General features: G+C 71.3%; 23 protein-coding genes and 1 riboswitch. Of the genes, 11 read left to right on the top strand and 12 right to left on the bottom strand.

Annotation, left to right across the window (positions count from 1 at the left end):
• Positions 1–4: 4 nt before the first annotated feature.
• Positions 5–1,483, top strand: coding sequence for a beta-propeller fold lactonase family protein (locus HNR67_RS08210; protein WP_185001474.1), 1,479 nt, complete (start codon positions 5–7; stop codon positions 1,481–1,483).
• Positions 1,480–1,983, top strand: a complete 504-nt coding sequence (locus tag HNR67_RS08205; protein ID WP_185001473.1) for a hypothetical protein — start codon at positions 1,480–1,482, stop codon at positions 1,981–1,983. The genes HNR67_RS08210 and HNR67_RS08205 overlap by 4 nt, the downstream gene beginning before the upstream one ends.
• Positions 1,984–2,512: 529 nt before the next feature.
• Here the strand turns inward: HNR67_RS08205 and HNR67_RS08200 are convergent.
• Positions 2,513–3,181, bottom strand: a complete 669-nt coding sequence (locus HNR67_RS08200) for a hypothetical protein (RefSeq protein ID WP_185001472.1) — start codon at positions 3,179–3,181, stop codon at positions 2,513–2,515.
• A gap of 73 nt (positions 3,182–3,254) precedes the next feature.
• On the opposite strand from HNR67_RS08200, the gene HNR67_RS08195 reads away from it, so the two are divergent.
• Entirely contained in the window at positions 3,255–4,115 is an 861-nt protein-coding gene (locus HNR67_RS08195) for a helix-turn-helix transcriptional regulator (protein WP_312986763.1), read from the top strand.
• A gap of 5 nt (positions 4,116–4,120) precedes the next feature.
• Here HNR67_RS08195 and HNR67_RS08190 read toward each other — a convergent pair whose 3' ends face one another.
• From HNR67_RS08190 to HNR67_RS08180, 3 genes are read right to left on the bottom strand one after another with little or no spacing between them, the layout of a single operon-like run.
• A complete protein-coding gene (locus tag HNR67_RS08190) occupies positions 4,121–4,894 on the bottom strand; it encodes an ABC transporter ATP-binding protein (protein ID WP_185001470.1) in 774 nt (257 codons plus the stop codon).
• Entirely contained in the window at positions 4,891–5,922 is a 1,032-nt protein-coding gene (locus HNR67_RS08185; RefSeq protein ID WP_312986762.1) for a FecCD family ABC transporter permease, read from the bottom strand. Before HNR67_RS08185 ends, HNR67_RS08190 begins: the two co-directional genes overlap by 4 nt.
• Positions 5,919–6,896, bottom strand: a complete 978-nt coding sequence (locus tag HNR67_RS08180) for an ABC transporter substrate-binding protein (RefSeq protein ID WP_185001469.1) — start codon at positions 6,894–6,896, stop codon at positions 5,919–5,921. Before HNR67_RS08180 ends, HNR67_RS08185 begins: the two co-directional genes overlap by 4 nt.
• A gap of 28 nt (positions 6,897–6,924) precedes the next feature.
• A riboswitch (cobalamin riboswitch) is annotated at positions 6,925–7,036 on the bottom strand.
• 140 nt (positions 7,037–7,176) lie between these two features.
• On the opposite strand from HNR67_RS08180, the gene HNR67_RS08175 reads away from it, so the two are divergent.
• Entirely contained in the window at positions 7,177–7,800 is a 624-nt protein-coding gene (locus HNR67_RS08175) for a superoxide dismutase (protein WP_185001468.1), read from the top strand.
• Positions 7,801–7,967: 167 nt separating this feature from the next.
• Here the strand turns inward: HNR67_RS08175 and HNR67_RS08170 are convergent, their stop codons facing one another.
• Positions 7,968–9,317 carry an MFS transporter gene (locus tag HNR67_RS08170; protein WP_407645120.1) on the bottom strand — a complete coding sequence of 450 codons (1,350 nt, stop codon included), beginning with the start codon at positions 9,315–9,317 and terminating at the stop codon, positions 7,968–7,970.
• 3 nt (positions 9,318–9,320) lie between these two features.
• Positions 9,321–9,752 (bottom strand): MarR family winged helix-turn-helix transcriptional regulator, encoded by a 432-nt coding sequence (locus HNR67_RS08165; protein WP_312986759.1) that lies wholly within the window; start codon positions 9,750–9,752, stop codon positions 9,321–9,323.
• Between the two features lie 184 nt (positions 9,753–9,936).
• On the opposite strand from HNR67_RS08165, the gene HNR67_RS08160 reads away from it, so the two are divergent.
• Positions 9,937–12,603, top strand: coding sequence for a ricin-type beta-trefoil lectin domain protein (locus tag HNR67_RS08160; RefSeq protein ID WP_185001465.1), 2,667 nt, complete (start codon positions 9,937–9,939; stop codon positions 12,601–12,603).
• Here HNR67_RS08160 and HNR67_RS08155 read toward each other — a convergent pair.
• On the bottom strand, positions 12,600–14,057 hold the full coding sequence (locus tag HNR67_RS08155; RefSeq protein WP_185001464.1) for an NCS2 family permease: 1,458 nt from the start codon (positions 14,055–14,057) through the stop codon (positions 12,600–12,602). The two genes, HNR67_RS08160 and HNR67_RS08155, sit on opposite strands and share 4 nt — an antisense overlap.
• A 54-nt stretch (positions 14,058–14,111) precedes the next feature.
• Between HNR67_RS08155 and HNR67_RS08150 the strand changes: the two genes are divergently transcribed.
• Positions 14,112–14,393: a DUF2530 domain-containing protein gene (locus tag HNR67_RS08150; RefSeq protein ID WP_185001463.1), complete on the top strand. Its 282-nt coding sequence runs from the start codon at positions 14,112–14,114 to the stop codon at positions 14,391–14,393.
• A gap of 35 nt (positions 14,394–14,428) precedes the next feature.
• Here HNR67_RS08150 and HNR67_RS08145 read toward each other — a convergent pair whose 3' ends face one another.
• Complete coding sequence (locus HNR67_RS08145) at positions 14,429–17,359, bottom strand: sacsin N-terminal ATP-binding-like domain-containing protein (protein WP_185001462.1); 2,931 nt, start codon at positions 17,357–17,359, stop codon at positions 14,429–14,431.
• Positions 17,356–18,261, bottom strand: coding sequence for a DUF3027 domain-containing protein (locus HNR67_RS08140; protein WP_407645119.1), 906 nt, complete (start codon positions 18,259–18,261; stop codon positions 17,356–17,358). The genes HNR67_RS08145 and HNR67_RS08140 overlap by 4 nt, the downstream gene beginning before the upstream one ends.
• A 56-nt stretch (positions 18,262–18,317) precedes the next feature.
• Here HNR67_RS08140 and HNR67_RS08135 point away from each other — a divergent pair, with 56 nt between their 5' ends.
• The 3 genes from HNR67_RS08135 to HNR67_RS08125 all read left to right on the top strand — a co-directional run bounded on the left by HNR67_RS08135 (position 18,318) and on the right by HNR67_RS08125 (position 21,384).
• The gene (locus tag HNR67_RS08135) at positions 18,318–19,103 is read left to right on the top strand and encodes a glutaminyl-peptide cyclotransferase (protein ID WP_185001460.1); all 786 of its coding nucleotides are present in this window, start codon (positions 18,318–18,320) and stop codon (positions 19,101–19,103) included.
• Positions 19,104–19,110: 7 nt separating this feature from the next.
• The gene (locus HNR67_RS08130) at positions 19,111–20,727 is read left to right on the top strand and encodes an MFS transporter (protein ID WP_185001459.1); all 1,617 of its coding nucleotides are present in this window, start codon (positions 19,111–19,113) and stop codon (positions 20,725–20,727) included.
• A 174-nt stretch (positions 20,728–20,901) separates the two neighbouring features.
• A complete protein-coding gene (locus HNR67_RS08125; RefSeq protein ID WP_185001458.1) occupies positions 20,902–21,384 on the top strand; it encodes a DUF2771 family protein in 483 nt (160 codons plus the stop codon).
• 24 nt (positions 21,385–21,408) lie between these two features.
• Here HNR67_RS08125 and HNR67_RS45570 read toward each other — a convergent pair whose 3' ends face one another.
• Both HNR67_RS45570 and HNR67_RS08115 read right to left on the bottom strand, forming a co-directional pair.
• Positions 21,409–21,798, bottom strand: coding sequence for a cold-shock protein (locus HNR67_RS45570; protein WP_185001457.1), 390 nt, complete (start codon positions 21,796–21,798; stop codon positions 21,409–21,411).
• A gap of 238 nt (positions 21,799–22,036) precedes the next feature.
• Positions 22,037–22,735, bottom strand: coding sequence for an HAD family hydrolase (locus HNR67_RS08115; protein ID WP_312986756.1), 699 nt, complete (start codon positions 22,733–22,735; stop codon positions 22,037–22,039).
• Between the two features lie 83 nt (positions 22,736–22,818).
• On the opposite strand from HNR67_RS08115, the gene HNR67_RS08110 reads away from it, so the two are divergent.
• Positions 22,819–23,421, top strand: a complete 603-nt coding sequence (locus HNR67_RS08110) for a TetR/AcrR family transcriptional regulator (RefSeq protein WP_312986754.1) — start codon at positions 22,819–22,821, stop codon at positions 23,419–23,421.
• A 3-nt stretch (positions 23,422–23,424) separates the two neighbouring features.
• Positions 23,425–24,369 (top strand): R2-like ligand-binding oxidase, encoded by a 945-nt coding sequence (locus HNR67_RS08105; RefSeq protein WP_185001456.1) that lies wholly within the window; start codon positions 23,425–23,427, stop codon positions 24,367–24,369.
• Here HNR67_RS08105 and HNR67_RS08100 read toward each other — a convergent pair.
• On the bottom strand, positions 24,353–25,201 hold the full coding sequence (locus HNR67_RS08100; protein ID WP_185001455.1) for a helix-turn-helix domain-containing protein: 849 nt from the start codon (positions 25,199–25,201) through the stop codon (positions 24,353–24,355). The two genes, HNR67_RS08105 and HNR67_RS08100, sit on opposite strands and share 17 nt — an antisense overlap.
• Positions 25,202–25,225 lie beyond the last annotated feature (24 nt).

The raw sequence follows: 25,225 nt of genomic DNA, 5'->3' as shown, positions 1-25,225 counted from the left end.
CGTCATGTTCCACCGACTCCCCGCGGCCCTGCTGGCCGCGGGCGCGATCCTGATCGCCGCCGCGCCGCTCGCGCACGCGGCCGACCCGGTGCGGCACGAGAAGGCCGCCACGGTGGCCGTGCCAGGGATCAACTCCTTCGCGGCACTGGGCGGCGAGACCTGGTTCACCAGCACCCGTAGCAACACCGCGGGCGCACTCGGCGGCAACCACCAGATCCTCGGCAGCACAGCGAAACTCGGCAACCTGACCGCCCAGCTCACCGCGAACACCCGCACCAGGACCGTGTTCGCGGTCAACCGAGGGGTGATCGACAAGAAGCCCTCGGTCTCGGTGATCGACGCGGTCAGCAGGCAGGTCACCGCGACCATCCCGGTCGGCGCCGGTCCCAACGGCATCGGCGTGGACGAGGACAGCGGACTGGTGTTCGTGGCCGAGGGCGGCGCGGCCGTGGTCTCGGTGCTCGATCCCGTGCAGCAGAAGGTGATCGCCTCGGTGCCGGTCGGCTCCGGACCGGACCAGGTGGTGGTGCACCAGGGCCGGGCCTACGTGGCCAACCTGGACGACAACACGGTCTCGGTGCTGGACACCAAGGCGCACAAGGTGATCGCCACCATCCCGGTCGGCGCGAACCCGCGCGGACTGGCCCTGGACCCGGTGCTGCACCGGCTGTACACGGTGAACCAGGCCAACGGCACCGTCACCACCATCGACACCCGCACCGCCCAGGTACTCGGCGAGCCCTTCGCCGCCGGCGCGGGCGCGGGCCGGGCCGCGGTCGATCCGGCCACCGGGTTCCTCTACACCTCGCAGGCCGAACTCGGCCAGGTCGCGGTACTGGATCCCGTGCGACGCAAGACGATCGGCACCCTGGAGGTGGCCGCCCCCGGCTCCATCGGGGTCAACGCGAACACCGGCGCGGTGTACGTGGCCGACGGCGCCAACATCCAGGTCTTCGCCCGATTCGCCGCACCGGTACTGCTCACCGAACCCACCAGCGTCGAGGTCGCCGCGGGCAGTCCGGCGCGGTTCAGCGCGAGCGCCAGGGGCGCGGTGAGCACCCGCTGGCAGGAGAGCATCGACGGCGGCCGCAGCTGGACCGACCTGCGCGAGACCGGCGAGGCGCTGACCGTGACCGCGGAGATCCGGTTGTCCGGCAGGCAGTTCCGCGCCATGTTCACCAACCCCACCGGCAGCACAACCACTGCCGCCGCCGTCCTCACCGTGCCCAGCGGCCAACCCACGACCACCAGCACCCCACCCCCCACCGGCACCACCACACCGGTCACCACGACTCCCCCCACGACGACGACCACCACCCCGGCCGTCGCACCGCCACCGGCACCCACCCAGCCGCCCACCCCGCGGCTGGCCAACACCGGCGCGGAACCGATCTTCCCGCTACTGACCGGGCTGGCCCTCCTGACGGCCGGCACCGCCCTGCTGCTGTTCCACCACCGAACCAAGAAGAGGGAAACAGCATGAACAACAAGGTGAAGGCCGCTCTCGTCTCCGTCGGCGCGATCGCCGGTGTGCTGACCATGACCGGCCAGGCCCTCGCGGCCCCCGACTCGGCCAGCCGCAACGGCCGCACCATCACCGCCTCCGAGGCCACCGCGATCGCGGTCAACGGCCAGGAGATCACCGTCACCGGCACCGGCTACCACACCGACAAGGGCTACTACGTAGCGCTGTGCAAGGTCCCCGCGGACCTCAGCTACGGCGTCAAGCCCGGCCCCTGCCAGGGCGGCGACGGCCAGGGCGGCACCGGCATCGGACCGTCGGCCTGGGTGACCAACACCCCCCTCGGCGGCAACACCTACCCCATCGCCGCCAACGGCTCCTTCACCGCCAAGATCTACCTCAAGGAGAACACCGGCGGCCTGAACTGCGCCGTGGAAACCTGCGCCATCATCACCCGCCGCGACCACTGGCAGGCCAGCGACCGCAGCTTCGACGTCTTCATCCCGGTCGCCTTCAGCTAAAACAGCCAACACCCCGTACAACAACGGCCAACACGCCGTACCAGAACGGCCAACACTCCGGCAGGTGTTTCCAGACCCTGCCGGAGTGTTGGCCGTTATGGGACGGTGTGTTGGCCGAAGTGGGACGGTGTGTTGGCCGTTGTGGGCGGGCGAAGCCCGGAGAACAGGCGGCCGGGGTGGCTTTTCAAACATCTGCCGAGCGGTTCCCCATCCCCGTCAGCCTGGAGAGGACACACCGCATCCCGGGCAAGCGGCCCGCAACCTGCGAAACCCTAGCCACCCAACCGTGACCGGCCGCTTGCCCGGGATGTGGTTTGGTATCGGAAGGCTGACGGGGATGGGGAACCGCACCTGAGCACTGTTCTCTGCCTTTGATCTTCTCCCCCCATCCTTTGATTTCTGCCCGTCCGGCGAGGACGCCCTTGATCTTGACCTTCGCTCGTGCACCAACCCGCCCACACCGGCCAACACTCCGTACAACAACGGCCAACACGCCGTACCAGAACGGCCAACACGCCGAGGAAGAGGATCAAGTACTGAGGCGGTCCTCGTCAGTGCGGCGGGGGCAGCTGCGGCAGGCGGCCTCATCCGGGGCAGTCCAGAACAGGCAGCAGTGGTTGCGCAGGTAGGTCAGGCCGTGGGGGCCGGGGAGCAGGCGGCCGGTTGGGGCCAGCCACGGGAGGGTGGCACACAACTGTTGGTGGGCAAGGGAAAGTCGGGCCGGATCGGCGCCACCGCGGGCGGCGCGGGCGAAGGCGGTGCCGATGCCGAAGCCGATCTGGCCGAGCATGGTCGGGCGGGCGCAGCCGCGTACGGCGGCCAGGTGTCCGGCCACTCGGAACAGATGCCCCTCGAAGATCCCCTCGACCAACTCCGCCAGACCGACCGGCGACGGCGCGCCCGGCAGGTGCAGGGTGTGCCAGCCATGCCCGCCATCACCACCCAGCCGGACCCGGTCCGGGTGCCACCAGCCCAGCCCCAGCGCCCAGGGCAGCACCGTGGCCTGGCCGATCTTGATCGCGTACACCGACATCGCGGTGCGCGCGGCCGCCGCCTCGACCCGGTGCGCGGTCGCGGCCATCTCCGCCGCGACCAGCCCCAACGCCACCTCCGGCTCGGCCGCGACCCGGGCGCAGGACAATGCCTCCGGCGGGGCCGGGTCGCAGCGGATGCGGATCTCCGGGCAGGCGGCTGCCATCACTCCTTCGTGGCCGGAGGCGGTGTGCGAGACTTCTGCACTGATATCAGCACCGTCATCTGGAGTTGTGTTAGTGCCCACTTCACCCACCGTCGCCAACTGGGAACTCGGTCTCCGGCTGCGCGAGCACCGGGAACTGACCGGTCTCACCGCGGTCGCCGCGGCCAAGGCCGCCCGGCTCACCCAGCCCTACGTCTCCGGGGTCGAGGGCGGGAAGCTGAAGATCACCGACGTGCGGTTGAAGGCGCTGGCCAAGGCCTACCGGCTCAGCGAGGAGTCCTACGCCGGGCTGATCGAGCTGCGTTCGGCCGCCGAGCAGCGGTCCTGGTGGCAGGGCTACGGCGGGCTGTTCAACGACGACACGCTGCGCTTCTTCGGCTACGAACACGGCGCGGCCGCGATCCGCTCCTATGACGGCGGACTGATCCCGGCCCTGCTGCAGACCGAGGACTACGCCCGCGCGGTGATCCGCGGCGCCGGGCCGAACATCCGGATGGCCGACGTCGAGCGGGTCCTGGAGGCCCGGCTGATCCGCCAGCACCGGCTGGACGGCCCCGACCCGTTGCGGCTGACCGCGGTGGTCACCGAGGCCGTGCTGCACCAGCAGGTCGGCGGCCGCGCGGTGCTGGCCGCGCAACTGCGGCACCTGGCCGCGATGGTGGAGCAGCGTCCGTCCACTGTGGACATCCGGCTGGTGCCGTTCACCGCGGAGGCATTCCACGCCCTCGGCGGCGGCGGGTTCCACCTGCTGGAGTTCCCCGGCCCGCGACTGCCCGCGCTGCTGTGGCAGGAGACGGTGACCGCGACCTCGCTCCTCGACCACCCGGTGCGGTTGCGCGAGTTCGACTCCGCCTTCGACCAGGCCCTGGAACGCGCGCTGAGCACAACGGACTCGCTGCGCCTGATCCGCCAGTTCGCCAAGGAACTTGGTTAGGCAGCTCATACCGTGCCCGCTATGTCCACTGTGGACCGTCCGTCGGCCAGCTCCCTGAGCTGACCGCGCACGCCGAAAACCCCGGCGAGCAGGTCCGCGGTGAGCACCCGCACTGGCGGTCCGGCGGTGACCACCCTGCCCTCCTCGAGCACCACCAGGCGGTCGCAGTGTTCCACCGCCAGCCGCAGGTCGTGCAGGGTGAGCAGCACGGACAGGCCCTCGCCCGCGCGGGCGCGCAGCAGTTCCAGCACGGCGAGCTGGTGCCGCAGGTCGAGGTGGTTGGTCGGCTCGTCCAGCACCAGGATCCGGGGCTGCTGGGCGAGTGCGCGGGCGATGGAGACGCGTTGCCGTTCACCACCGGAGAGGGTGCGGACATCCCGGTCCCGCAAGGCTTCCAGGTCGGCCAGCTTGATCGCCTCGCCGACCGCGGCGTGGTCATCGGCCCGCAGCGATTCCAGCCAGCCGCGGTGGCAGGTGCGGCCCTGGGTGACCACCTCGGTCACGGTCAGCGCGGCCGCGTGCTCGGATTCCTGGGTGGTCGCGGCCAGTGTCCTGGCCAGTTCCCGCCGTCCGAACCCGGCGACCGGCCGCTCGTCCACCAGCACCGCGCCGCCGGCCGGGGCCAGTGCCCGGTACAGCGTGCGCAGCAGCGAGGTCTTGCCGGAACCGTTGGGCCCCACCAGTCCCAGCACCTCACCGGCACCCAGTTCGAGGTCCACGCCGTCCACCACGATGCGGCCGCCAAGGGCCACCCGCACGCCTTCGGTGCGCACGCTCATGCCGCCCTCCCCCGCCGCCGGTAGAGCATCACCAGGAACACCACCCCGCCCACCGAGGAGGTGACCGCGCCGACCGGGATCTCCAGCGGCGCGATCACCACCCTGGCCAGCAGGTCCGCCGCGACCAGGAACACCCCGCCGAGCAGCGCGGCCACCGGCAGCAGCCGCCGGGCGTCCGCGCCCACCAGGAACGCGGCCGCCTGCGGGATGATCAGTCCGACGAAGGCGATGCCGCCTGCCACCGTGACCGAGGTACCCGCCAGCAGCGCGACCCCGATCAGGGCCAGCAGCCGCAGTTTCTTCGGGTCAACGCCGAGTGCGGCGGCCCCGTCATCGCCCGCGGAGAGCAGGTTGAGCCAGCGCCCGACCGCCATGCCCGCGGCCAGTGCCAGCACGAGCACCACGCCCGGCACGACCATGCTCTCCCAGCGGGCGTCGCCGAGCCCGCCGCTGAGCCAGAACAACACCTGCTTGGCCTGATCGCCCTTGGCCGCCAGGAAGATCACCATCAGGATGCCCGCACCGAAGATCTGCGCCACGCCGAGTCCGCCGAGCACCAGCGCGGTCACCGAGCCGAACCGCCCGGCCACCGTGAGCACCAGCAGCAACGCCACCAGCGCGCCAAGGAAGGCCGCGATCGGCACGGTGGCCGCGCCGAGCACGCCGGCGCCGATGCCCAGCACCAGCACCACGGCCACGAAGAACCCGGCCCCGGAGTTGACGCCCAGCAGGTACGGGTCAGCGAGCGGGTTGCGGGTGACCACCTGGGCCACCGCCCCGGCCAGCGCGAGCGCCGCGCCGACCAGCACCGCGAGCACCACCCTTGGCAGCCGGGACTCGCGGATGATGGTGGCCCGCACCGGGGTCCAGTCGACCTCGACCAGGCCGGGCGCGGCCCAGTGCAGCAGGATCCGCCAGACCTGCCCGACCGGCACCGCCACCGACCCGAAGGACAGGGCCAGGCTGGCGGCGCCGAGCAGGGTCAGGAAGCCGAGCAGCAGGGTCAGGCCGAGGGGGAACCTGGTCACTTGGCCAGGTCCGGGTGCAGCCCGGCGGTGAGCGTGCGCAGCGCCGGGGGCAGCCGGATGCCTTCGATCAGGTCGGGCAGGGTGAGCGTGACGAACCGCTTGTTCCGCACCGCCGGGGTGGCCGAGGCCAGCGGATGAGCTTCGAGGAAGCGGCGTTTGGCGTCCACGCCGCCGTTGTCGCCGAGGTAGTCCACCAGCACGATCACCTCGGGCGCGCGTTCGCCGACCTGTTCCCAGCTGGCGTCGCCGAAGACCTTGGGCACGTCGGCGAAGATGTTGCGGCCACCCGCCCGCTTGGCCAGGTCGTTGCCCAGCCCGCGCCCGCCGACGGTGAACGGGGCCTGTTCGCCGCTGTCGTAGAAGAACACCGGCACCGCGGGCCTGTTCGCGGCGGCGACCTTGGCGGTCACCTCGTCCACCGCCCTGGTGGTCTCCCCGATCAGCTTCGCGGCCGCCTCGGTCGCGCCGAGTACCCGGCCGAGCACGCCGAGGTCATCGGTGTAGGTGCCGATACCCGCGGTGGCGTCCGGGCAGTTCTCCGAGAGCAGGAAGGTGCGGATCCCCTTGGCCTCCAGGGCGTCCCGGCCGCGGCCGTCCTTCTCGGCGAAGGCGCTGGCGTAGCCGCCGACCACCAGGTCCGGCTCGGTGCCCAGGAGCTGTTCCAGGGTCGGGTACTTCTGCGAGATGGTCTTGACCTTGGCGTACTCGGTGGCGATGGCCGCAGGCACGTCCGGGGTGTCCGGGTAGGCGGTGCCCACGATCCGGTCGGTCACGCCAAGGGCCACCAGCACCTCGGTGGCGTGCTGGTTCATGCTCAGGATCCGCTTGGGCGTCCCGTCGAACTTCTGCGTCCGGCCGCAGTTGACGATCTCCTGTGCGGCCGCGGCCGGGGTTTGCGGCGTGGCCGCCGGACTCCCACAAGCCGAGAACGAGAGCGTGAGCACGCACACAGCGGCGAGCAACGACTTCTTCATGGACACCTTCCGCGAGCCTCGACGGAGTTCGGTGATCGCACCCTCGGCAGGTACTCGGGCTCACCGCGTGAAGCGGCCCACCGTTGCGGGTCAGCGCCGGATTTCGACCGGCTTCCCCTGCCTGAGGGCGAACATTCGGACTACTGCCGCTGATGCTCACCCGGCAGGACAAGCCAGGTCAAACCGCTGACCCCAACTCGTGACCATGGCTTGTTGCAAGTAGGTTGTAGTTGCACAGCACTCTCATGAACTGACTGCCATTCACATGGGGAGGCTCTTGATGGGCGCCTACGTCCTGCCCGATCTGGACTACGACTACTCCGCGCTCGCGCCGGCGATCAGCGGCGAGATCAACGAGCTGCACCACTCGAAGCACCACGCCGCCTACGTCAAGGGCACCAACGACACCCTGGACAAGATCGCCGAGGCCCGGGACAAGGGCGACTTCGGTTCGATCGTGGGCCTGGAGCACACCCTGGCCTTCAACCTGGCCGGGCACGCCATGCACGTGGTGTGGTGGAAGATCCTCTCGCCCAACGGCGGGGACAAGCCCACCGGCGAACTCGCCGCCGCAATCGATGAGGAGTTCGGCTCCTTCGACAAGCTGCGGGCCCAGCTCAACGCCGTCTCCACCACTATCCAGGGCTCCGGCTGGGGCGTGCTGGCCTGGGACCCGATCGGTCAGCGGCTGATCACCCAGCAGCTCAAGGACCACCACTCCAACCTGTCGATCGCCACCACCCCCCTGGTGGTCTTCGACGTGTGGGAGCACGCGTACTACCTGCAGTACCGCAACGTGAAGGCCGACTACATCAACGCCCTGTGGAACATCGTGGACTGGGCCGAGGTCGGCAAGCGCTTCGAGGACGCCCGCGCAGGCAAGAACGGCCTGCTGCTGCCCTGATCGCAGCCCCCAGAACTTCGGCGGTGGATGCTCCGACAAGTTGACGTCGCCGAAAGAGTGAGGCCCCGGACTCCTTGCGGAGCCGGGGCCTCACTCTGTTCCCGAACTGACTGCCGCTCCCACCACGAAGCGGACAAGACTTAGGTTAGGCTTACTTCACTCCCGAGTCAAGCCCGACGGCCTGCCCGAAAGCGTGACCATCGGCCGACCGGCCGCCGGATACCGCCGCGACCTGCGAGAACGGCTCCGCACACGATTGCGGCCAGCAGGGACACGATCCCGCCCACCAGCAGCGGCGCCTGGCCCCCGTACTCCTGCGCGACCCACCCCATCACCGGACTGCCCAGTGGGGTGCCACCCAGGAAGACCAGCATGTACAGGCCCATCACCCGCCCACGCATGTCCGGCCGGACGGCCAGCTGGACGGTGGAGTTGGCCGTGGTTGTGAACGTCATCACGGCGATGCCGGTGGGGATCAGCATCAGCCCCAGCGCGGTGAAGGTGGGCATCAGCCCGACCACGATCTCCAGGATCCCGAAGACGATCGCGCCGCCGATCATCACCCGCAGCCGCGGCTTGCCCTTGGTGCTGCGCCGGGCGGCCAGCAGCGCGCCGAGGAAGGTGCCCGCCGCCAGCAGGGTGGAGAGCAGGCCGTAGCCGTCGGCGTCGCGCTGGAAGACGTTGCGCGCCACCACCGCCAGCGTGGTGCTGAAGTTGAGGCCGAAGGTGCTGACGAAGAACACCAGCACCATCACCACGACCAGGTCCTTGCGGCCGCGCACGTAGCGCAGGCCCTCGCGCAGCTGGCCCTTGGCGCGGGGCACCGGCGGGCTGCGGTGCAGCTGGGCCGGGTTCATCAGGAACAGGCCGAGGATGACCGCGACGAAGGTGGCCGCGTTGAGCAGGAACACCCAGCCGGTGCCGATCAGGGTGATCAGCACGCCGGCGATGGCCGGGCCGGTGATCCGGGCCATGTTGAAGTTCATCGAGTTCAGCGCGACCGCGTTGGTCACCTGGTCCTTGCCGACCATCTCCACCACGAAGGACTGCCGCACCGGCGTCTCCACCGCGGTGAAACAGCCCAGCGCCAGGCAGAGCGCGTAGACGTGCCAGAGCTGCGCGGCGCCGGTGACCACCAGCAGGCCCAGTGCCAGCGCGCACAGGCCCATCGCGGTCTGCAGGCCGATCAGCAGCTTGCGCTTGTCCATCCGGTCGGCGAGCACGCCAGCCCACAGCGAGAGCACCAGGGTGGGCGCGAACTGCAGGGCGGCCGCGATGCCGAGCGCGACCGCGCTGCCGTGCGAGAGATCCAGGACCAGCCAGTCCTGGGCGACCCGCTGCATCCAGACGCCGATCAGCGAAACACTCGCGCCTGCGACGAAGTAGCGGTAGTTGCGGGTGCGCAGGGAGGCGAACATGCCCTTGCGCCGTACCGGGGATGGACTGCTACGCGGGGGTGGGGAGTCGTTGGGCGAACGGTCTAACTGTTCCGGCTCACGTTCCGCGTAGGTCGTCACTCGTTACTGCCCCGCCATCCTGTCTATGATCTCGGCGGCACGGGCCAATACTTCCCGGTCCGAGTCGTCGAGCTCGGCCAACTGCTTGTCCAGCCAGCGTTCCCGCGCCTGCACATCGGCCCGGATGAACGCCCGCCCCTGATCGCTGATCTCCACGATCGCCTGCCTGCCGTCCGTGGGATGCGGACGCCGGGTGGCGAAACGGTGGTCCTCCAGCGCGGCGATGACCCTCGTCATCGAGGGGGGCTGCACGCCCTCCTTGGCCGCCAGCTCACCAGGGGTCAGCGGTCCGCACTTGAACAGGCAGGACAACGCCGACAGCTGGGTCAGGGTGACCGTGGAGTCGGTGCGCTGGGCGCGGAGCCTGCGGTTGAGCCGCACGACGGACAGCCGCAACCGGCTGGCGAGGGTGGGCTCTGTCTCGAACTCCGACACATCCTTAGCATACCTCACGACTTTCGCCCGCGGCTGTGCTGTTTGACCTACGCCACAAGACGCCTGGTTGCGGCCATTCGGCTCTACCCAGAACGGCAATCGCATCGTCAACTGGAGGACGGGCAGCAGGCCCGTCGGGGGGAACGCGCGCCCAATCCACTCCGTAACGAGAGGTGTATTCGGCGTGCGCAGAATCCTGCCTGGGCTGGTGCTGTCCGTACTACTGGCCGGGACGGCCGTGGCCGCCCCACCGCATGATCACGCCGCCCACGGTCACGACCACGGCACGCACAGCCATGGCCTGCCGCCTGGAGCCAGCCCGGACCGGGAGACCCCGGAGTACCTCTACGAGCAGGAACGCAAGGTCCTCGGCGAGCAGCACGCGCGCGAGCACCTGGATGCGCGCAAGCGCTCGCTGCGAGAGGGGCGCAAGGCCGACCCGCACGCCAAGTTCGCGCCGGGTGAGACACCGCCGCCACCTGGCCCCGCGCACGAGGTGGGCCGGTTCGAGACCAGTGGCGCGGCCCAGCCCTCGCCGGACTACGGCGTGCACGTGGCGGTGCTGCCCACCGGCAAGGTGCTCTCCTTCAGCTTCGACGAGGTCACCAAGAACCCGCAGGAGGAGACCGCCCCGACCTACACCGTCGGCCCGCGCAACCGCGGCCGCGCCTACCTCTGGGACCCGAACGCCGGCACCGGGGCGAACGCGTGGAAGTCGGTGCCGCCGCCGATGATCGACATGCCGGACGGCACCGGCCAGGCCAGGCCCGCGCCGCTGTTCTGCACCGGGATGGCCTTCCTGCCCAACGGGAACCTGGCCGTCTTCGGCGGCAACCTGGCCAGGAACGGCCAGCTCTCCGGGGCCCGGCTGGTGTTCACCTTCAACCCGTGGACCGAGACCTGGCACCGGCAGCAGGACCTCTCCGTCGGCCGCTGGTACCCGACCTCCTTCCTCACCCCGGACGGCCGGGTCGGCAGCGTCTCCGGCGAGGACGAGAACGGCTGGCTCACCGCCAAGACCGAGCTGTTCCCGGCCCGCAACACCGCGATTCCCGGTGTCACCCAACGGAACGCGACGAACCTGCCCAGCGAGGTCGCGCCGATGCAGGTCTTCACCTGGGACTACCCGCACGCCTTCACCATGGCCGACGGCTCGACCTACCTGCTCGGCCGCGGCGCCGACCAGCAGCAGCGGATCAACACCACCTCCTGGTCGATCCAGCGGCTGGCCGACCGGCCGGACGGCGCGGTCCGGCGCTACGCCGGGGCGGTGGCGCTGCCGGGTGGCACGAACGGCCCGACCCAGGCGCTGGTGGCCGGTGGCAACGCCGGTGATCCCAGGGCACTGCGGCTGGACTCGGCCACCGGGCAGTGGAGCACCGACAGCACCAGGGCGTTCAGCCGCAACAACGACAACCTGGTGCTGCTGCCCGACGGCGGCGTGCTCTCGGTCAACGGCGAGACCGGCGGCGCGCTGCGCGACTACGGCGCCGGATACAAGGTGGCCGAAGGGGATCAGCGCTACCGGCAGGTGGAGCTGTACGACCCGGCGGCCAAGAGCTGGCGGCTCGGCCCGTCCTCGGCGATGCTGCGCGGCTACCACTCCAACGCGGTGCTGCTGGCCGACGGCCGGGTGCTGGTCACCGGGGACGAGTTCCAGCAGATGACCCGCGACCCGGACAAGAACGACAACCTGCTCGGCTCGATCGAGGTCTACCAGCCGCCGAACCTCTTCCGCGGCCCGCGCCCGTCGATCACGCACGCGCCGGAGGTGTTGCAGTACGGGCAGTCCTTCACCGTGGACTACCAGGGCGAGGCCCCGGCCACCCGCGCGGTGCTGGTCGCCCCCAGCGCCTCCACGCACTCGCTCAACACCACCCAGCGCCACGTGGAACTGACCGTTGAGTCCACTGTGGACGGTAAGCTGACACTGCGCGCCCCGGCCGACGCGGCGGCCGCGTTGCCCGGTTACCACATGCTTTTCCTGCTCACCGCCACCGGCGCGCCCAGTGTGTCGGTGCCGGTCCGGTTCGACCCGCAGGCCCAGCGCCGGGCCACCTTCACCGACGCGCCGGTCACCACCGACCAGCCAGGCGAGCGGTGCGTCGACGCCGCGGGCGCCCGCAACGCCCCCGGCACCAAGGTGCAGATCTGGGACTGCAACGGCAGCAACGCCCAGCGGGTCACCCTGCGCGCCGACGGCAGGCTGGCCATCGCCAGCGGCGGCTGCGTGGACTACGGCGACGACCAGCCCGCGGCAGGCCGGGTGGTCACCATCCAGAACTGCGGCGGCGACGGCCAGGTCTTCACCTACGACACCGCCAAACGCGCCCTGCTGGCACCGAACAACCTGGTGCTGGACGTCTTCGGCAACCGCAGCGACGCCGGGGCCGAACTGGGCCTGTGGCATCCGCTGAACAACCCCAACCAGACCTGGACCCCGGCCAACGGCCCGCGCCCGGACAACTCCCTGCTGCACACCGACCTGGACGGCGCCCGTTGCCTGGACGCCGCCGGCGGCTCATCGGCCCCCGGCACCAAGATCCAGCTCTACGACTGCAACGGCAGCCCGGCCCAGCGCTTCACCCACCGCCCGGACGGCCGGATGGCCATCGCCAGCGGCGGCTGCCTGGACCACGGCCCGGACAACCCGCCTGCCCCGCACCTGGTGACCGTGCAGCCCTGCGGGGGCGACGGGCAGATCTGGAGCTACAACCCGGCGACCAGGGTGCTGCGCGCTGGCAGCAACGGGCTCGCGGTGGACGTGGGCAACTTCAACCCCAACAACGGGGCGGACATCGTCGTCTACCACGTGCACCGCGGGCTGAACCAGTTCTGGGGGATCGGCTAGACGAACAGCCCACGCAGCGGGCCGATGCCGAAGTAGAGCAGGAAGGCCGCCGCCACCACCCACATCAGCGGGTGGATGGTGCGGGCCTTGCCGGTGGCCACCTTGAGCGCGACGTAGCTGACGAACCCGGCGCCGATGCCGTTGGCGATGGAGTAGGTGAACGGCATGACCACGATGGTCAGGAAGGCCGGCAGGGCGATGGTGAAGTCGGTGAAGTCGATGTCGGTGATCTGGGTCATCATCAGCGCGCCGACGATCACCAGCGCCGGGGCCGCCGCCTCCACCGGCACCACCTGGTAGAGCGGGGTGAAGAACATGGCGGCCAGGAACAGCAGGCCGGTGACCACGTTGGCCAGGCCGGTGCGGGCGCCCTCGGCGATGCCCGCCGCGGACTCCAGGTAGACGGTGTTGGAGGAGCTGGAGGCGACGCCGCCGGCCACCGCGGCCACGCCGTCGACGAAGAGGGCCTTGCTGGTGTTGGGCAGCTGGCCGTTCTTGTCCACCAGACCGGCCTCCTTGCCGAGGCCGGTCATGGTGCCGATGGTGTCGAAGAAGTCGGTCAGCACCAGGGTGAAGACCAGCATCGCGGCGGCCAGCGCGGGCAGCCGGGTCCAGGCGCCGAAGGAGACCTCGCCGACCAGGGACAGGTCGGGCAGGCTGAAGAAGCTCTCCGGCAGCGCGGGGTAACCCAGGTTCCAGCCGCGCGGGTTGACGCCCTTGGACGGGCCCGCGTTGACCAGGGCCTCGATCACGATGGCCAGCACGGTGCTGCCCAGCACGCCGATCAGGATGGCGCCGCGGACCTTGCGCGCCACCAGGATCCCGGTGAGCACCAGGCCGACCACGAACACCAGGGTGGGCCAGGAGGCGATCGAGCCGCCGATGCCGAGACCGACCGGCACGGTGGTGCCTGCGGCGTCCGGGATGCGGCGCACGAAGCCCGCGTCGACCAGGCCGATCAGGCAGATGAACAGGCCGATGCCGACCGCGATGGCCGCCTTCAGCGGTGGTGGCACCGAGTTGAACACCGCGGTGCGGAACCCGGTGACCACCAGCAGCAGCACCACCAGGCCGTTGACCACGATCAGGCCCATCGCCTCCGGCCAGGTGACCTGCGGCGCGATGGTGACCGCGACCAGGCTGTTGATGCCGAGGCCGGTGGCGATGGCGAACGGGTAGTTCGCGATCAGCCCGAACAGGATGGTCATCACCCCGGCGACCAGCGCGGTGACCGCGGCCACCTGCGGCACCGGCAGGATCTCGCCGAGCACGTCCTTCTTGGCCGCGGCGTCCTGGGCCGAGAAGCTGCCCAGGATCAGCGGGTTGAGCACCACGATGTAGGCCATGGTCACGAAGGTGACCAGGCCGCCGCGGACCTCCCTGCTGACCGAGGAACCGCGCTCGGAGATCTTGAAGAACCGGTCCAGACCGGACGGCACCCACGTCTTGGCCATCGCGGCTCCTCCCTGCTGCCAACGTCGATCGTTTCGGCAGGTAGCCTGCCTGACGTGGCCGAGAGAAGCGAACCCAGCCCGGTTACGAACAGGCAAACCCCACCGCCGCCGCCGGCCCTGCCGCGTGGTCTGACCGACGCGGTGCCCGCGGTCTCGGTCGGCACCGGGATCTTCTTCGCCGCGTTCGTGGTGCTGCTGCTGGTGCGCGGCACCGAGTCGGTGTGGACCTGGACCTGCCTGGTGGGCGGGTTGCTCGGGTTCACCGGCCTGGCCGTGATCGCCTGGCAGCGGGCCGCGGCCCGGCGTGGGTCGCGCACGGCGCAGACCGGGGTCTAGGGCGTCGCCACCGGGTTGGCGGCGACGCCGTCGGCTCAGCGCAACAGGGTGGGCGCGGTCGGATCGGCGAGCAGGGCGGCCAGCAGGTGCCGGTCCTCCCAGCGGTCCAGGGTCCAGGCCAGCGCGCGGGCCAGGCCCTGCGGGTCCTCGGTGGTGTGCAGTTCGCCGTCCGGGTCCAGCCACCAGGGCACGGTGTGCCGGACCTCGTCGAGGAGCACCACGAGTTCCTCGTGCACGTGCAGGTCGCCGTCCGGGTAGTCCAGGCCGAGCAGGTCGCAGGACTCGACCACGCCGTCCAGTTCCGCCCACGGCTGCACCCGGCTGTCGCTGACCACCTCGTCGCCGTCGGAGGTCGGCAGGTCCAGCAGGTCGGCCAGCGGGGACGCCTCGCCGCCCGCGACCACCTCGGCCGGGTCCAGCACGGCCAGCCACCACGGACCGTCCAGCACCAGTGCCCGCTCGGTGGCCACCACGGTCCCGGCCAGGGAGCGGACCGCGGCAGGCGGGTCCACCTCGGCCGGATCGACCCGGCCCTGGCTGACCGCGTCGGCCAGCGCCTCGTGCGCGCGCAGCACCACGCCCTCGCGCACCAGGCGGTCCGGATCGGCCAGCCGGGCCAGCACGTCGATGGCATCGTCCACATCGGACACTTCCACCGAATCGCGGACCCCGAGCAGGGCCAGCAGCTCATCGCTGAGGCCCTCGGCCGGCACCACCTCGTACAGGCCGTTCAGCTCGTCCACGTCGGCCCGCCGCCAGTCCCGCGGCGGGCGGCCGCCGATCAGCGCGAACCGGGACAGCCACCACGCGGTGTGCCCGTCCCGCAGCCGGAGTGCCTGCCAGGCAAGCGGATCCGCGGCGAGCAGCCGCAGCGCCTCGGGCCAGTGCTCCTCGGCGACCAGGTCCAGATCGCCGACCGCGATGATCTGCCGGGGGCCTTCACCGGCCGGGTGCGCGGCGGCGAGTTCGTCCCACCACTCCTGCTCGTCCGGCAGGTCGTGCTCGGGCCCGGTCGGGTTCTCGTCGACGATGATCGGGAAGGAGTCGAGCACGCCGATCGCGGTGAGCAGACTCGGCGCCCAGCGCTGCGCGACCTCGGCGGCGACCACGTCCAGCGGACTGTCCTGCGCGAGCACCGCGCGCAGCGGCGAGCCCGGCAGCAGCAGTTCGTCCGCGCGACGCGGGTCGCCGTGCTCGTCCGGCAGGGCCAGCGCGGACAGCCAGGGCGCCTCGCCCCTGCGCAGTCCGGCCAGGTCCACCAGCCGCAGCACCACCTCGGTCAGCGCGGCGGTGTCCAGCCCGGCTTCCAGGTCCTCGACACTGCGTTCCACCGCCGGCCGCAGCTCGTCCAGGAGTTCGGCCGCGCCGACCTGCCGGGCGCCAAGGCGTTCCAGCAGCCGGTGCGCCGCGTCCGGGTGCACCACCCGCAGGCCGATGTCCACTGTGGACATCGCGGTGAGGATGTCCGCGGCCACCTCGGGCAGCAGCACCCCGCGCGGGCCGGTCACGGTGCGGCCGTCCACCAGCGGCACCGGCAGCGCGCCGAGTTCCTCGCGGGCGGTGGAGTCGACCTCGGCCACCGGCGCGAGCGCGGTGTAGAGCCGGTGCCACCACTCGGGCGCGCGATCCACCCCGGCCACGGTGGCGACCACCTCGGGCAGCCGGATCCGCCGCACGCCGACGGCCTGCAACGCACGCAGGTGCTCGGCCTCGGCCAGTTCGGCTGGCAGCAACCCGCCGAGCGAGGGCCCGAGCAGTTCGACCAGTTCCGGCGCGGCCACGTCCAGCAGGCAGGCCTGCCGCGGCGAGAGCACGGTGTCCTCGTCCGCGCCGACCAGCCATTCGGCGTTGCTCAGCGCGGTGAGCACCAGCTCACGCAGCTTCTCGTCGACCTCGGAGAGCGGGAACTCCGGCAGCGGCACCAGCGCGGTCCGGCTGTTGGCTGGCAGCGCGAGCAGCAGCTGCGGGTAACAGGCGGCCGCGGCCCGCAGCACCGCGTCCGCGGCCGGGCTCGGCGCCAGCCGCCGCCGGGAGGGCTCGATCGGCAGCCCGGCGAACAACCGCGCGGGCAGCGAGAGCCGTTCGTCGGTGGGGGTCGGCGCGTAGAGCACGTCGGACCCGGCCGGTCGCGGCTGACCGGACTCGTCCAGCCGGACCGCCCAGCACACCGTCCACCCGGTCCGCCGCCGCGCCTCCACACCCAGCCCGAGCAGGACCTCCTCGCCGAGCTGCCCGGATTCCCGGTGCAGCGCCCAGCGCTTCGGGCCGTCGGGGGTGTGCAGCTCGGTGGTGCCGTCGGGGTGGTCGGTGCGGGTCCAGACCTGGTCGGCGACCTCGATCCGGCTCAGTCCGGGCAGGGCGAGCAGCAGGTCCTCGGCCTGACCGGCCAGCTGGTCCAGTAACGCCTGACCATCCACATCGGACAGTGGCAGGCGCACCTCGGTGTCGAAGCCGGATGGCAGCGGCGAGGGATCCACCGGCCAGGGCAGCCGGAGCACCGGCACCGCGTTGTCCCGGTCGGCGAGTTCGGCGGCCAGCTCGGGCAGCGCCTGGACCGCGGTCAGCGTGTCCGCGGCGGAGAACCGCACACCACCGGCTGCCGAGCGCACGCTCGGCTCGGTGCTGACCGCCAGCACCGCGGCGAACCCGACGCCGAACTGCCCGACGCCACCGGAGCGTTTGGCCGAGGCCCGCAGCGAGGCCAGCGCGGCCACGCCCTCGGCGTCCAGCGGGGCGCCGGTGTTGGCCACCCGGAGTTCGCCATCGGCCACGGTGGCGCGCAGGATGCCGCCCGCACCGGCGGCGTCGGCGGCGTTCTGCGCGAGTTCGACGAAGAGCCGGTCGCGGTAACCGCCGTAGCGCAGGTCGTCCTCGGCGTTGGCGTCCTCGCGGAACCGGGTCGGCGAGGACGCCCAGGCGGCCAGGGTCGCCTGGCGCAGCTCGTCGGCGCGGAAGAGTTCGTTCACTCCCGTGCTTCGTTCGCGGCGGCGTCGGCCTCGGTCTCGACCACAGCGGTCTCGACCACAGCTGCCTCGGCCTCGGCGGTCTCGGTCTCCGCGACGGGCTCGGGGGCAGGCACGGTCAGCACGGTGTGCTCGACCTCGAGCATCGAGTCGTCGTAGACCACCTCGGCCACCGGCACCAGCGGCGTGGTGTCCACCTCGGCCTCGGAGTGCGCGCCACAGCCGTACTCCGCGTGCACCACCCGGCCGTCGGCAGGCGCGTACTCGTTCCCGCACACCCCGAAGGCCGCTCGCAGTGCCCCGGCCAGCGGCAGGAAGAACCCGCAGCCCGCGCAGGAGCCCGGCGCGCTGCGCGCCATATCGCTGCCGGGACCGAAGTCGCCGCCGGTCCAGCGCTCGGCCGCCTCGGCGCGTCCCTCCCAGGACAGCACCCGCATCCGGCCGAGGCCGATCTCCTTGGCGGCTTCCTCCACCGCGGAGTCGTCGCTGGCCAGGAAGCCCGGCACCAGCCGGGGGTCGTCCGGGGCGGTGGGCAGCAGGTCGCCGACACCGAGGTCGCCCGCCTTGACCCGCTGGTTCCACGGCACCCAGTCCGGCGCGACCAGGGCCTGCGGGCCGGGCAGCAGCACGACCTCGCTGACCGTGACCGGCTCCTCGCCACCGGCCTGGGAGACGGTGACCGCCCACCGCCAGCCGCTGTAGCCGGGGTGCGCGGCCTCGAAGAAGTGGGTGACCGCAGCCGGGTCCTCGACCGAGATGCCGACGTGCCCGCCGACCTCCTCGCCCTCGGCTGCCTCCTCGGCCGCGGCCTGCGCCAGCGGAACCGCGTTCACCAGGGCGGTGCTCTCCGGCGTGCCGTCGATCGAGTCGGTCCGGTGCTCGGCTGGAGTGGAGGTTGGGGTCACATAGCAGATTGTGCCGCATCTCGGCAGGCGCCGATGCGGCATGCCACCCTGAAGCAGTGCGAGTGCTTGCGGTGCTGTGCGGGGTCCTGGTGTTTTCCGGCTGTTCCGCGGTGAGCCAGGCCGACGCGCCGCTGCCCCAACCGGAAAAACTTCGGGTGGAACTGCTGGAAACCCGGCCGCACGATCCGGGCGCGTTCACCCAGGGCCTGGAGCTGGCCGACGGCGCGCTGTACGAGGGCACCGGCCGGGAGGGCTACTCCACCCTGCGCCGGGTGGACCCGGTCACCGGCGTGGTCCAGCAGCGCGCTGACCTGCCTGCCGACCACTTCGGCGAGGGCATCACGGTGATCGGCGACAAGATCTGGCAGCTCACCTGGCAGCAGGGCCTGGCGCTGCGCTGGGACCGGCAGACCCTGACCCAGACCGGCCAGGCCAGCTACGAGGGCGAGGGCTGGGGCCTCTGCCACGACGGCAACCGCCTTGTCATGAGCAACGGCTCGGACCAGCTGACCTTCCGCGATCCCGGCAGCTTCGCGGTCACCGGCTCGGTCACCGTGCGTCGTGCCGGGGCCGCGGTCGGCAACCTCAACGAGCTGGAGTGCGTCAACGGCGTGGTCTGGGCGAACGTGTGGCAAACCGACGAGATCCTGCGGATCGACCCCGCCAGCGGGGCGGTGACCGGCACAGTGGATGCCAGTGGGCTGCTCCGGCCGGAGCAGAAGGAGGGGGCTGACGTGCTCAACGGCATCGCGGCCATCCCGGGCACGGACGAGTTCCTGGTCACGGGCAAGCTGTGGCCTGCGTTGTTCCGGGTCAAGTTCGTTCCGGTACGGCAGGATTAGGAGTGTGATGCGACCCGGACCCGACGAGCCGACCCGCAACGGCAGTCGCGGGCGCACGCGCGGCTACGAACCACCGGCCGCCGGCGACTCCGGCGGCCGGAGCTATCCGTGGCAGGACGACCCGGACTACCAGGGCGAGCGCCGCACCGAGCCGGTGCGCCGCCGCACGCCCCCACCGCCGCCGCCACCCCCGCGCTCGACCCGGCCGCACCGGCCGCCGCCCTCGCCGTACTACCCGGACGAGCAGTACGAGGAGCCCACCGCGCCGCAGCCGCAGCCGGAGGGCCCGACGCCGCCGAAGAAGATCACCGTCACCAGGGTGATGATGTGGCGCAGCAAGCACCTGACCCAGCAGGCGGTGCGTGCCTTCCGCCGCGGGGTGCACGCCGACGGGGCCCGCGAGTCCGGCCTGTCCGCGCTGACCTACGCCACCATGCTCAACTACGCCGTGGACGCCGCCATCGCGGTGGCCATGGCCAACACGCTGTTCTTCTCCGCGGCGAGCGCGGAGAGCAAGGGCAAGGTCGCGCTCTACCTGTTGATCACGGTGGCCCCGTTCGCGCTGGTCGCCCCGGTGGTCGGTCCGCTGCTGGACCGGTTGCAGCAGGGCAGGCGACTGGCTCTGGGTGTCTCCTTCGCCGGCCGGATCGCGCTGGCCGCGGTGATGGCGCTCAACTTCGACAGCTGGGCGCTCTACCCGGCCGCACTGGGCTGCATGGTGCTGTCCAGATCCTTCGGCGTGCTCAAGGCCGCGGTGACACCCAGGGTGTTGCCGGATGAGCTGGACCTGGTCAAGACCAACTCCCGGCTCACCGTGTTCGGCCTGGTCGCCAGCGTGGCCTTCGGCGGTATCGCGGCCGGGCTGGGCCAGCTCTTCGGCCCGCAGGGCGCGCTCTGGTTCACCGCGGCGATCTGCGCGGTCGGCGTCTGGTCCTGCGTGCGCATCCCGGCCTGGGTGGAGGTCACCGAGGGCGAGGTGCCGGCCACGGTCGGCGCACACCCCAAGCGGGCGCGGCAGCCGATGGGCCGGGTGCTGGTGGTCACGCTGTGGGCCAACGCCACCATCCGGGTGCTGACCGGGTTCCTGATGCTCTTCGCCGCCTTCGCGGTCAAGGCGCAGACCCAGGGCGAGCCGGTGATGCAGTTGCTGCTGCTGGGCATCATCGGCGCGGCAGCAGGCATCGGGAACTTCCTGGGCAGCGCGGTGGGCGCCCGGCTGAGCTTCACCAAGCCGGACCAGTTGCTGCTGGTGTGCGTGGGTTCCACGCTGGCCGCCACCGTGGTGGCCGCGGTCTTCGGCGGGCTGACCACGGCGGCCATCGTCGGCCTGGTCGGCGCGACCGCCTCGGCACTGGCCAAGGTCTGCCTGGACGCGGTGGTGCAGCGGGACATGCCGGAGGAGTCGCGGGCCTCGGCCTTCGGCCGCTCCGAGACCGTGCTGCAGCTGGCCTGGACCCTGGGCGGCGCGGTCGGCCTGCTGCTGCCGCCGGAGTACTGGCTCGGCTTCACCGTGGTCTCGGTGCTGCTGGCGGTCGGCTTCACCCAGACCCTGCTGGCCGGTCGCGGCTCCTCGCTGATCCCCGGCTTCGGAGGCGATCGGCCGCTGCGTCCGGCGACCACATAGGGCCTGTGTGCGCGGCCTCGTCTGCGAGAGTCGTGATCGAGGTGGTTCCTGGTGGCGCGGCCGGGCCGCCCTCATACCGGGCGTATTCGGGTGGTCCGGCCGTGCCGCCAGGGGCCGCCTCGGCGCGGCTATCGCGGGCGAGGCCTCGCACACCGGCCCTATAGTCTCGGGTTCGTGCGTAGAGGACTGTCGTTGCTGCTCGTCACCGCCGGGGCGCTGGGCGTGGCCGCCTGTGCCGGCCCCGTTGGGCCGCCGGAGGTGACCTTCTTCGCCTCCGGCAAGTCGGTCGCGGCCAAGCCCACGCAGTACTGCGACGTGAAGGTGGAGAACTGCCAGGCCGATTCGAAGGCCGCGGCCGTGCTGCGGGTGCCCAAGGGCCAGGAGGTCACCATCTCGGTGGACCCGCGGATCGGCCAGACGCCCTGGCAGGTGGTCTTCCGCTACCGGCAGCCGGACAACGGGCGGATCGACGGGCGCAGCGAGGTGTTCGCGCCGAACAAGCAGCTCGCGTACACGCTGAAGCTGCCGGAGGCGACCTCGCAGCTGGAGACGATCGAGGTGCACCAGTTCGGCGCGGCGATCAGCGCCAACACCGAGGGCGGCGTGAGTTTCGGGACGCGGGGCACGTGGGTTGTCTCGGTGGACGACCGCGGCTAGAGGCCGCGGCCGCCCCAACCAAGATCAGTTCGGGTCCAGCTCCCTGGCCACCGCGCGCACGACGTCGGCGATCCGCTTGGTCACCTTGCGGTCGGGGTAGCGGTTGCGGCGCAGGTCCGGCTGCACGGTGGACTCCAGCACCTTGATCATGTCCTCGATCAGGCCGTGCAATTCCTCGGCCGGGCGGCGGCGGGCCTCGACCACCGAGGGCACCGGGTCGACCAGCCGGACGGAGAGCGCCTGCGGGCCCCGGCGGCCGTCAGCCACGCCGAACTCCACCCGCATGCCGGGCTTGAGCGCGGATACCCCCTCGGGTAGGGCGGAGGCGCGCACGTACACGTCCTCCCCACCGTCCTGGGTCACGAAGCCGAAGCCCTTCTCCGCGTCGTACCACTTGACCCTGCCGCTCGGCACTGTCCTCACCGTTTCCCTAAGTCACGACAAACGCGCCTCAAGAAACCGAGAGGCGCGTGTTCTCCAGAGTAGCCGAGTCAGTCGCGCTACCCGTTGTCCCCGCGTGAACGTCTAAGCTTCCAGCGTGGCCGTGACCGCCCCGAAGATCAAGCTGATACCGGTAGCCATCGTGGTTTTCGCGATCGGGCTGCTCGCCGTGGTCAGCACGTTCGGCCTGTTCGCCAGCGGCCGGACGGAGCTACCCCTGTGGTTGAACCTGGCCTGTCTGCTGCTGCCGATCGGCCTCGCGCTCGGCGTTTTCGCGGTGTTCCGGCAGTCCCGCAAGGACCGCGGCTGAGCCGGCGAGCCACCTAGGGAACTCGGTCAGCGAGTCCAGCACCAGGTCCGCGCCCGCCGCCAGCAGCTCCCGCGCGGTGCACGGCCCGCTGGGCACCGCCACCGAGAACGCGCCTGCCGCCTTGGCCCCGTTGACATCGCCGATGTGGTCGCCCACGTAGACCTTGGCCCCGAACCGGCGTAACGCCACCGCCTTCTCGGTCGACCACAGCTCGCCGACCAGGTGATCCACTTCCCAGCCCAGCGCGTCCAGGTGCAGCTGCGCGTTGGGCCCGTACTTGCCGGTCACCACCACCGCGGCGCCGCCGGCGGCACGCACCGCGGCCAGGGACTCGGCCGCGCCGGGCAGCCCGACGGTGCGCGGGATGACGATTTCCGGGTAGAGCGCGCGGAACTCCCTGACCCCGGCGAGGACCTGCTCCTCATCAAGGCCGCAGCCGCGGAAGTAGCCGTCCAGCGGCGGGCCGAGGTTGCTCGCGAACAGCTCCCCGTCGACCGGGAAACCGGTGCGCCTGCGCACCTCGTCCATGGCCAGCACCATGCCTGGCCGAGGGTCGATCAGCGTCATGTCCAGGTCGAAACCCACGGTCGGCGCACTCACGGCTCCTACCGTACGTCGCTTGACAACTGATTTAGCCCTGTCCACCCACTTGACACCGAGCGCCTTCGTGTCAAACTCAGACCGTGGCTCAGATCACACCTTTCAGCGCCAGGGTCAAGGCATCACTGCGCGAGACGCTGCTGGACGCGGCGGGTGACCTGCTCGCCGAGGGCGGCTACCAGGGCCTGCGGATGGCCGATGTGGCCACCGCGGCCGGGGTGAGCAGGCAGACCGTCTACAACGAGTTCGGCAACAAGGACGCGCTGGTGCAGGCGGTCGCGCTGCGGCTGACCGCGCAGTTCCTGGCCGGCACCGCGGACCGGCTGGACCGCGAGGAGAACCTGCTCGACGGCATCCGGGCGGCCACGAGCTACATCCTCGTGCACGCCGCGGAGAACCGGCTGATCGGCGCGATGCTCACCGGCGCGGACGCGCAGGACATGCTGCCGTTCCTGACCACCCGCGGCGCCCCGGTGCTGACCTCGGCCGCCGAACTGGTCTGCCGGCACACCCGCGCCCGGCTGCCCGGACTGCCCGCGCCACTGGCCGAGCTGTACGCGGAGACCGCGGTGCGGCTGACCGTGAGCCACCTGCTGCTGCCCTCCGGCGAACCCGGCCACGCCGCCGAGGCGGTGGCCACCGTCGCCGCGGCGATGCTCGGTCCCTATCTGTCCACAAAGGAGTGAGACGTGACGCGACAGGGTTTCCACTCACTACGTCAGGGCGGGCTCAACTGGGATTCCTTCCCACTGCGCCTGTTCGTCAAGGGCAACGCCCGGTTCTGGAACCCGGCGGACATCGACTTCGGCCAGGACGCCCTGGACTGGGCGGCGATGGGCGAGGACCAGCGCACCAGCGGCACCTACCTGACCGCGATGTTCATCGCCGGTGAGGAGGCGGTGACCGAGGACATCCAGCCGTTCATCAGGGCGATGGCCGCCGAGGGCCGGATCGCCGACGAGATGTACCTGACCCAGTTCGCCTTCGAGGAGGCCAAGCACACCGAGGTGTTCCGGCGCTGGCTGGACGCGGTGGGCCTGACCGAGGACCTGCACCGCTACGTGGACGGCAACCCCGGCTACCGGGCGATCTTCTACGACGCGCTGCCTGCCGCGCTGAGCGCGGTGGCCGAGGATCCCAGTCCGGCCAACCAGATCCGGGCCAGCGTCACCTACAACCACGTGGTCGAGGGCACCCTGGCGCTGACCGGCTACCACGCCTGGAACAAGGTCTGCCAGGAGAACGGGATCCTGCCTGGCATGCAGGAGCTGATCCGCAAGATCGGCGACGACGAGCGGCGGCACATGGCCTGGGGCACCTTCACCTGCCGTCGGCACGTGGCCGCGGACGACCGCAACTGGGACCTGGTGCAGCAGGTGATGGGCGAGCTGCTGCCGCACGCGCTGGCCTCCATCCAGTGGGTGCAGGACCAGTTCGAGACCCAGCCGTACGACTTCGACGTGGACGAATTCGTGGCCTACGCGGCCAACCGGGCGCAGCGGCGGCTGGGTGCGATCGAGTCCGCCCGAGGCGTGCCGGTGGCGAAGATCGATCTGGACTACTCGCCGGAGGAGCTGGAGGAGAAGTTCGGCGAGGAGGACGCGGCCGCGCTGGCGGTCACCGGCGCGAGCTGACCTCGTGCGCGAGCAGGGCCAGCGCGCTGCGCGCCGCCTCGTCGTGAGCGGTGTTCACCACCAGCGTCTGGTTCCACTCGCCGACCGGGATCAGGGTTTGCTGGAGCACGGTGAACGAGCCGACCAGCGGATGCCGCAGCCGGTACACCGCGCCGTTGCAGGCCGCGACCTCGTTGCTGGCCCACAGGGTGGCGAACTCGGTGCTGCGGGTGGACAGCTCGCCGATCAGCCCGGTCAGCCGCGGGTCGTCGGGGTAGCGGCCTGCCCGCAGTCGCAGGGTGGCCACCAGCGCCAGCGCCTTCTCCGCCCAGCTGACGTACAGCTCGCGGGTGTGCGGGTCCAGGAACACCTGGCGGGCCAGGTTCGGCCGCCGGTCCGGGCGCAGCGGCGCGGTGAAGTCCAGGTGCCCGGCGAAGAGCGCGTGCCCCATCGGGTTCCAGGCCAGCAGGTCCGAGGCCCGGCCGATGACCAGCGCCGGGGTGTCGCCGAGCGCGGTCAGCAGCTCCAGGGTGCCTGCCGAGGCGTGTTCCACCGGCGGCCTGCGCACCCGCGGCCCGCGCTGCCCGGGGCCCGCCAGGTCGCGCAGGTGCTGGTGCTCGTCGGAGTCCAGCAGCAGCGCCCTGGCCAGCGCGTCGATCACCTCGGGCGAGGCGTTGCGGGACTGGCCCTGTTCCAGCCGCACGTAGTAGGAGGTGCTCACCCCGGCCAGCTGGGCCAGCTCCTCCCGGCGCAGTCCGGGCACCCGGCGCCGGTCACCTGGCAGCAGGCCCACGTCCTGCGGTCGCAGCCGGGCCCGGCGGGCCTGCAGGAAATCGGCGAGTCCGGAGTCCATGCCCTCGAGTATCCGGGTGATCGC

It is taken from the genome of Crossiella cryophila, from assembly GCF_014204915.1.
Lineage (GTDB): Bacteria > Actinomycetota > Actinomycetes > Mycobacteriales > Pseudonocardiaceae > Crossiella > Crossiella cryophila.
The sequence above is the reverse complement of the archived record's forward strand: the minus strand, read 5'-3'. Positions and strand labels throughout refer to the sequence as shown.

What these genes read in the sequence shown, in the direction of transcription:
- HNR67_RS08210 (WP_185001474.1), top strand. Translation starts at nt 5, where the DNA reads ATGTTCCACCGACTCCCCGCGGCCCTGCTGGCCGCGGGCGCGATCCTG.
- HNR67_RS08205 (WP_185001473.1), top strand. Translation starts at nt 1,480, where the DNA reads ATGAACAACAAGGTGAAGGCCGCTCTCGTCTCCGTCGGCGCGATCGCC.
- HNR67_RS08200 (WP_185001472.1), bottom strand. Translation starts at nt 3,181, where the DNA reads ATGGCAGCCGCCTGCCCGGAGATCCGCATCCGCTGCGACCCGGCCCCG.
- HNR67_RS08190 (WP_185001470.1), bottom strand. Translation starts at nt 4,894, where the DNA reads ATGAGCGTGCGCACCGAAGGCGTGCGGGTGGCCCTTGGCGGCCGCATC.
- HNR67_RS08180 (WP_185001469.1), bottom strand. Translation starts at nt 6,896, where the DNA reads ATGAAGAAGTCGTTGCTCGCCGCTGTGTGCGTGCTCACGCTCTCGTTC.
- HNR67_RS08175 (WP_185001468.1), top strand. Translation starts at nt 7,177, where the DNA reads ATGGGCGCCTACGTCCTGCCCGATCTGGACTACGACTACTCCGCGCTC.
- HNR67_RS08155 (WP_185001464.1), bottom strand. Translation starts at nt 14,057, where the DNA reads ATGGCCAAGACGTGGGTGCCGTCCGGTCTGGACCGGTTCTTCAAGATC.
- HNR67_RS08130 (WP_185001459.1), top strand. Translation starts at nt 19,111, where the DNA reads ATGCGACCCGGACCCGACGAGCCGACCCGCAACGGCAGTCGCGGGCGC.
- HNR67_RS08100 (WP_185001455.1), bottom strand. Translation starts at nt 25,201, where the DNA reads ATGGACTCCGGACTCGCCGATTTCCTGCAGGCCCGCCGGGCCCGGCTG.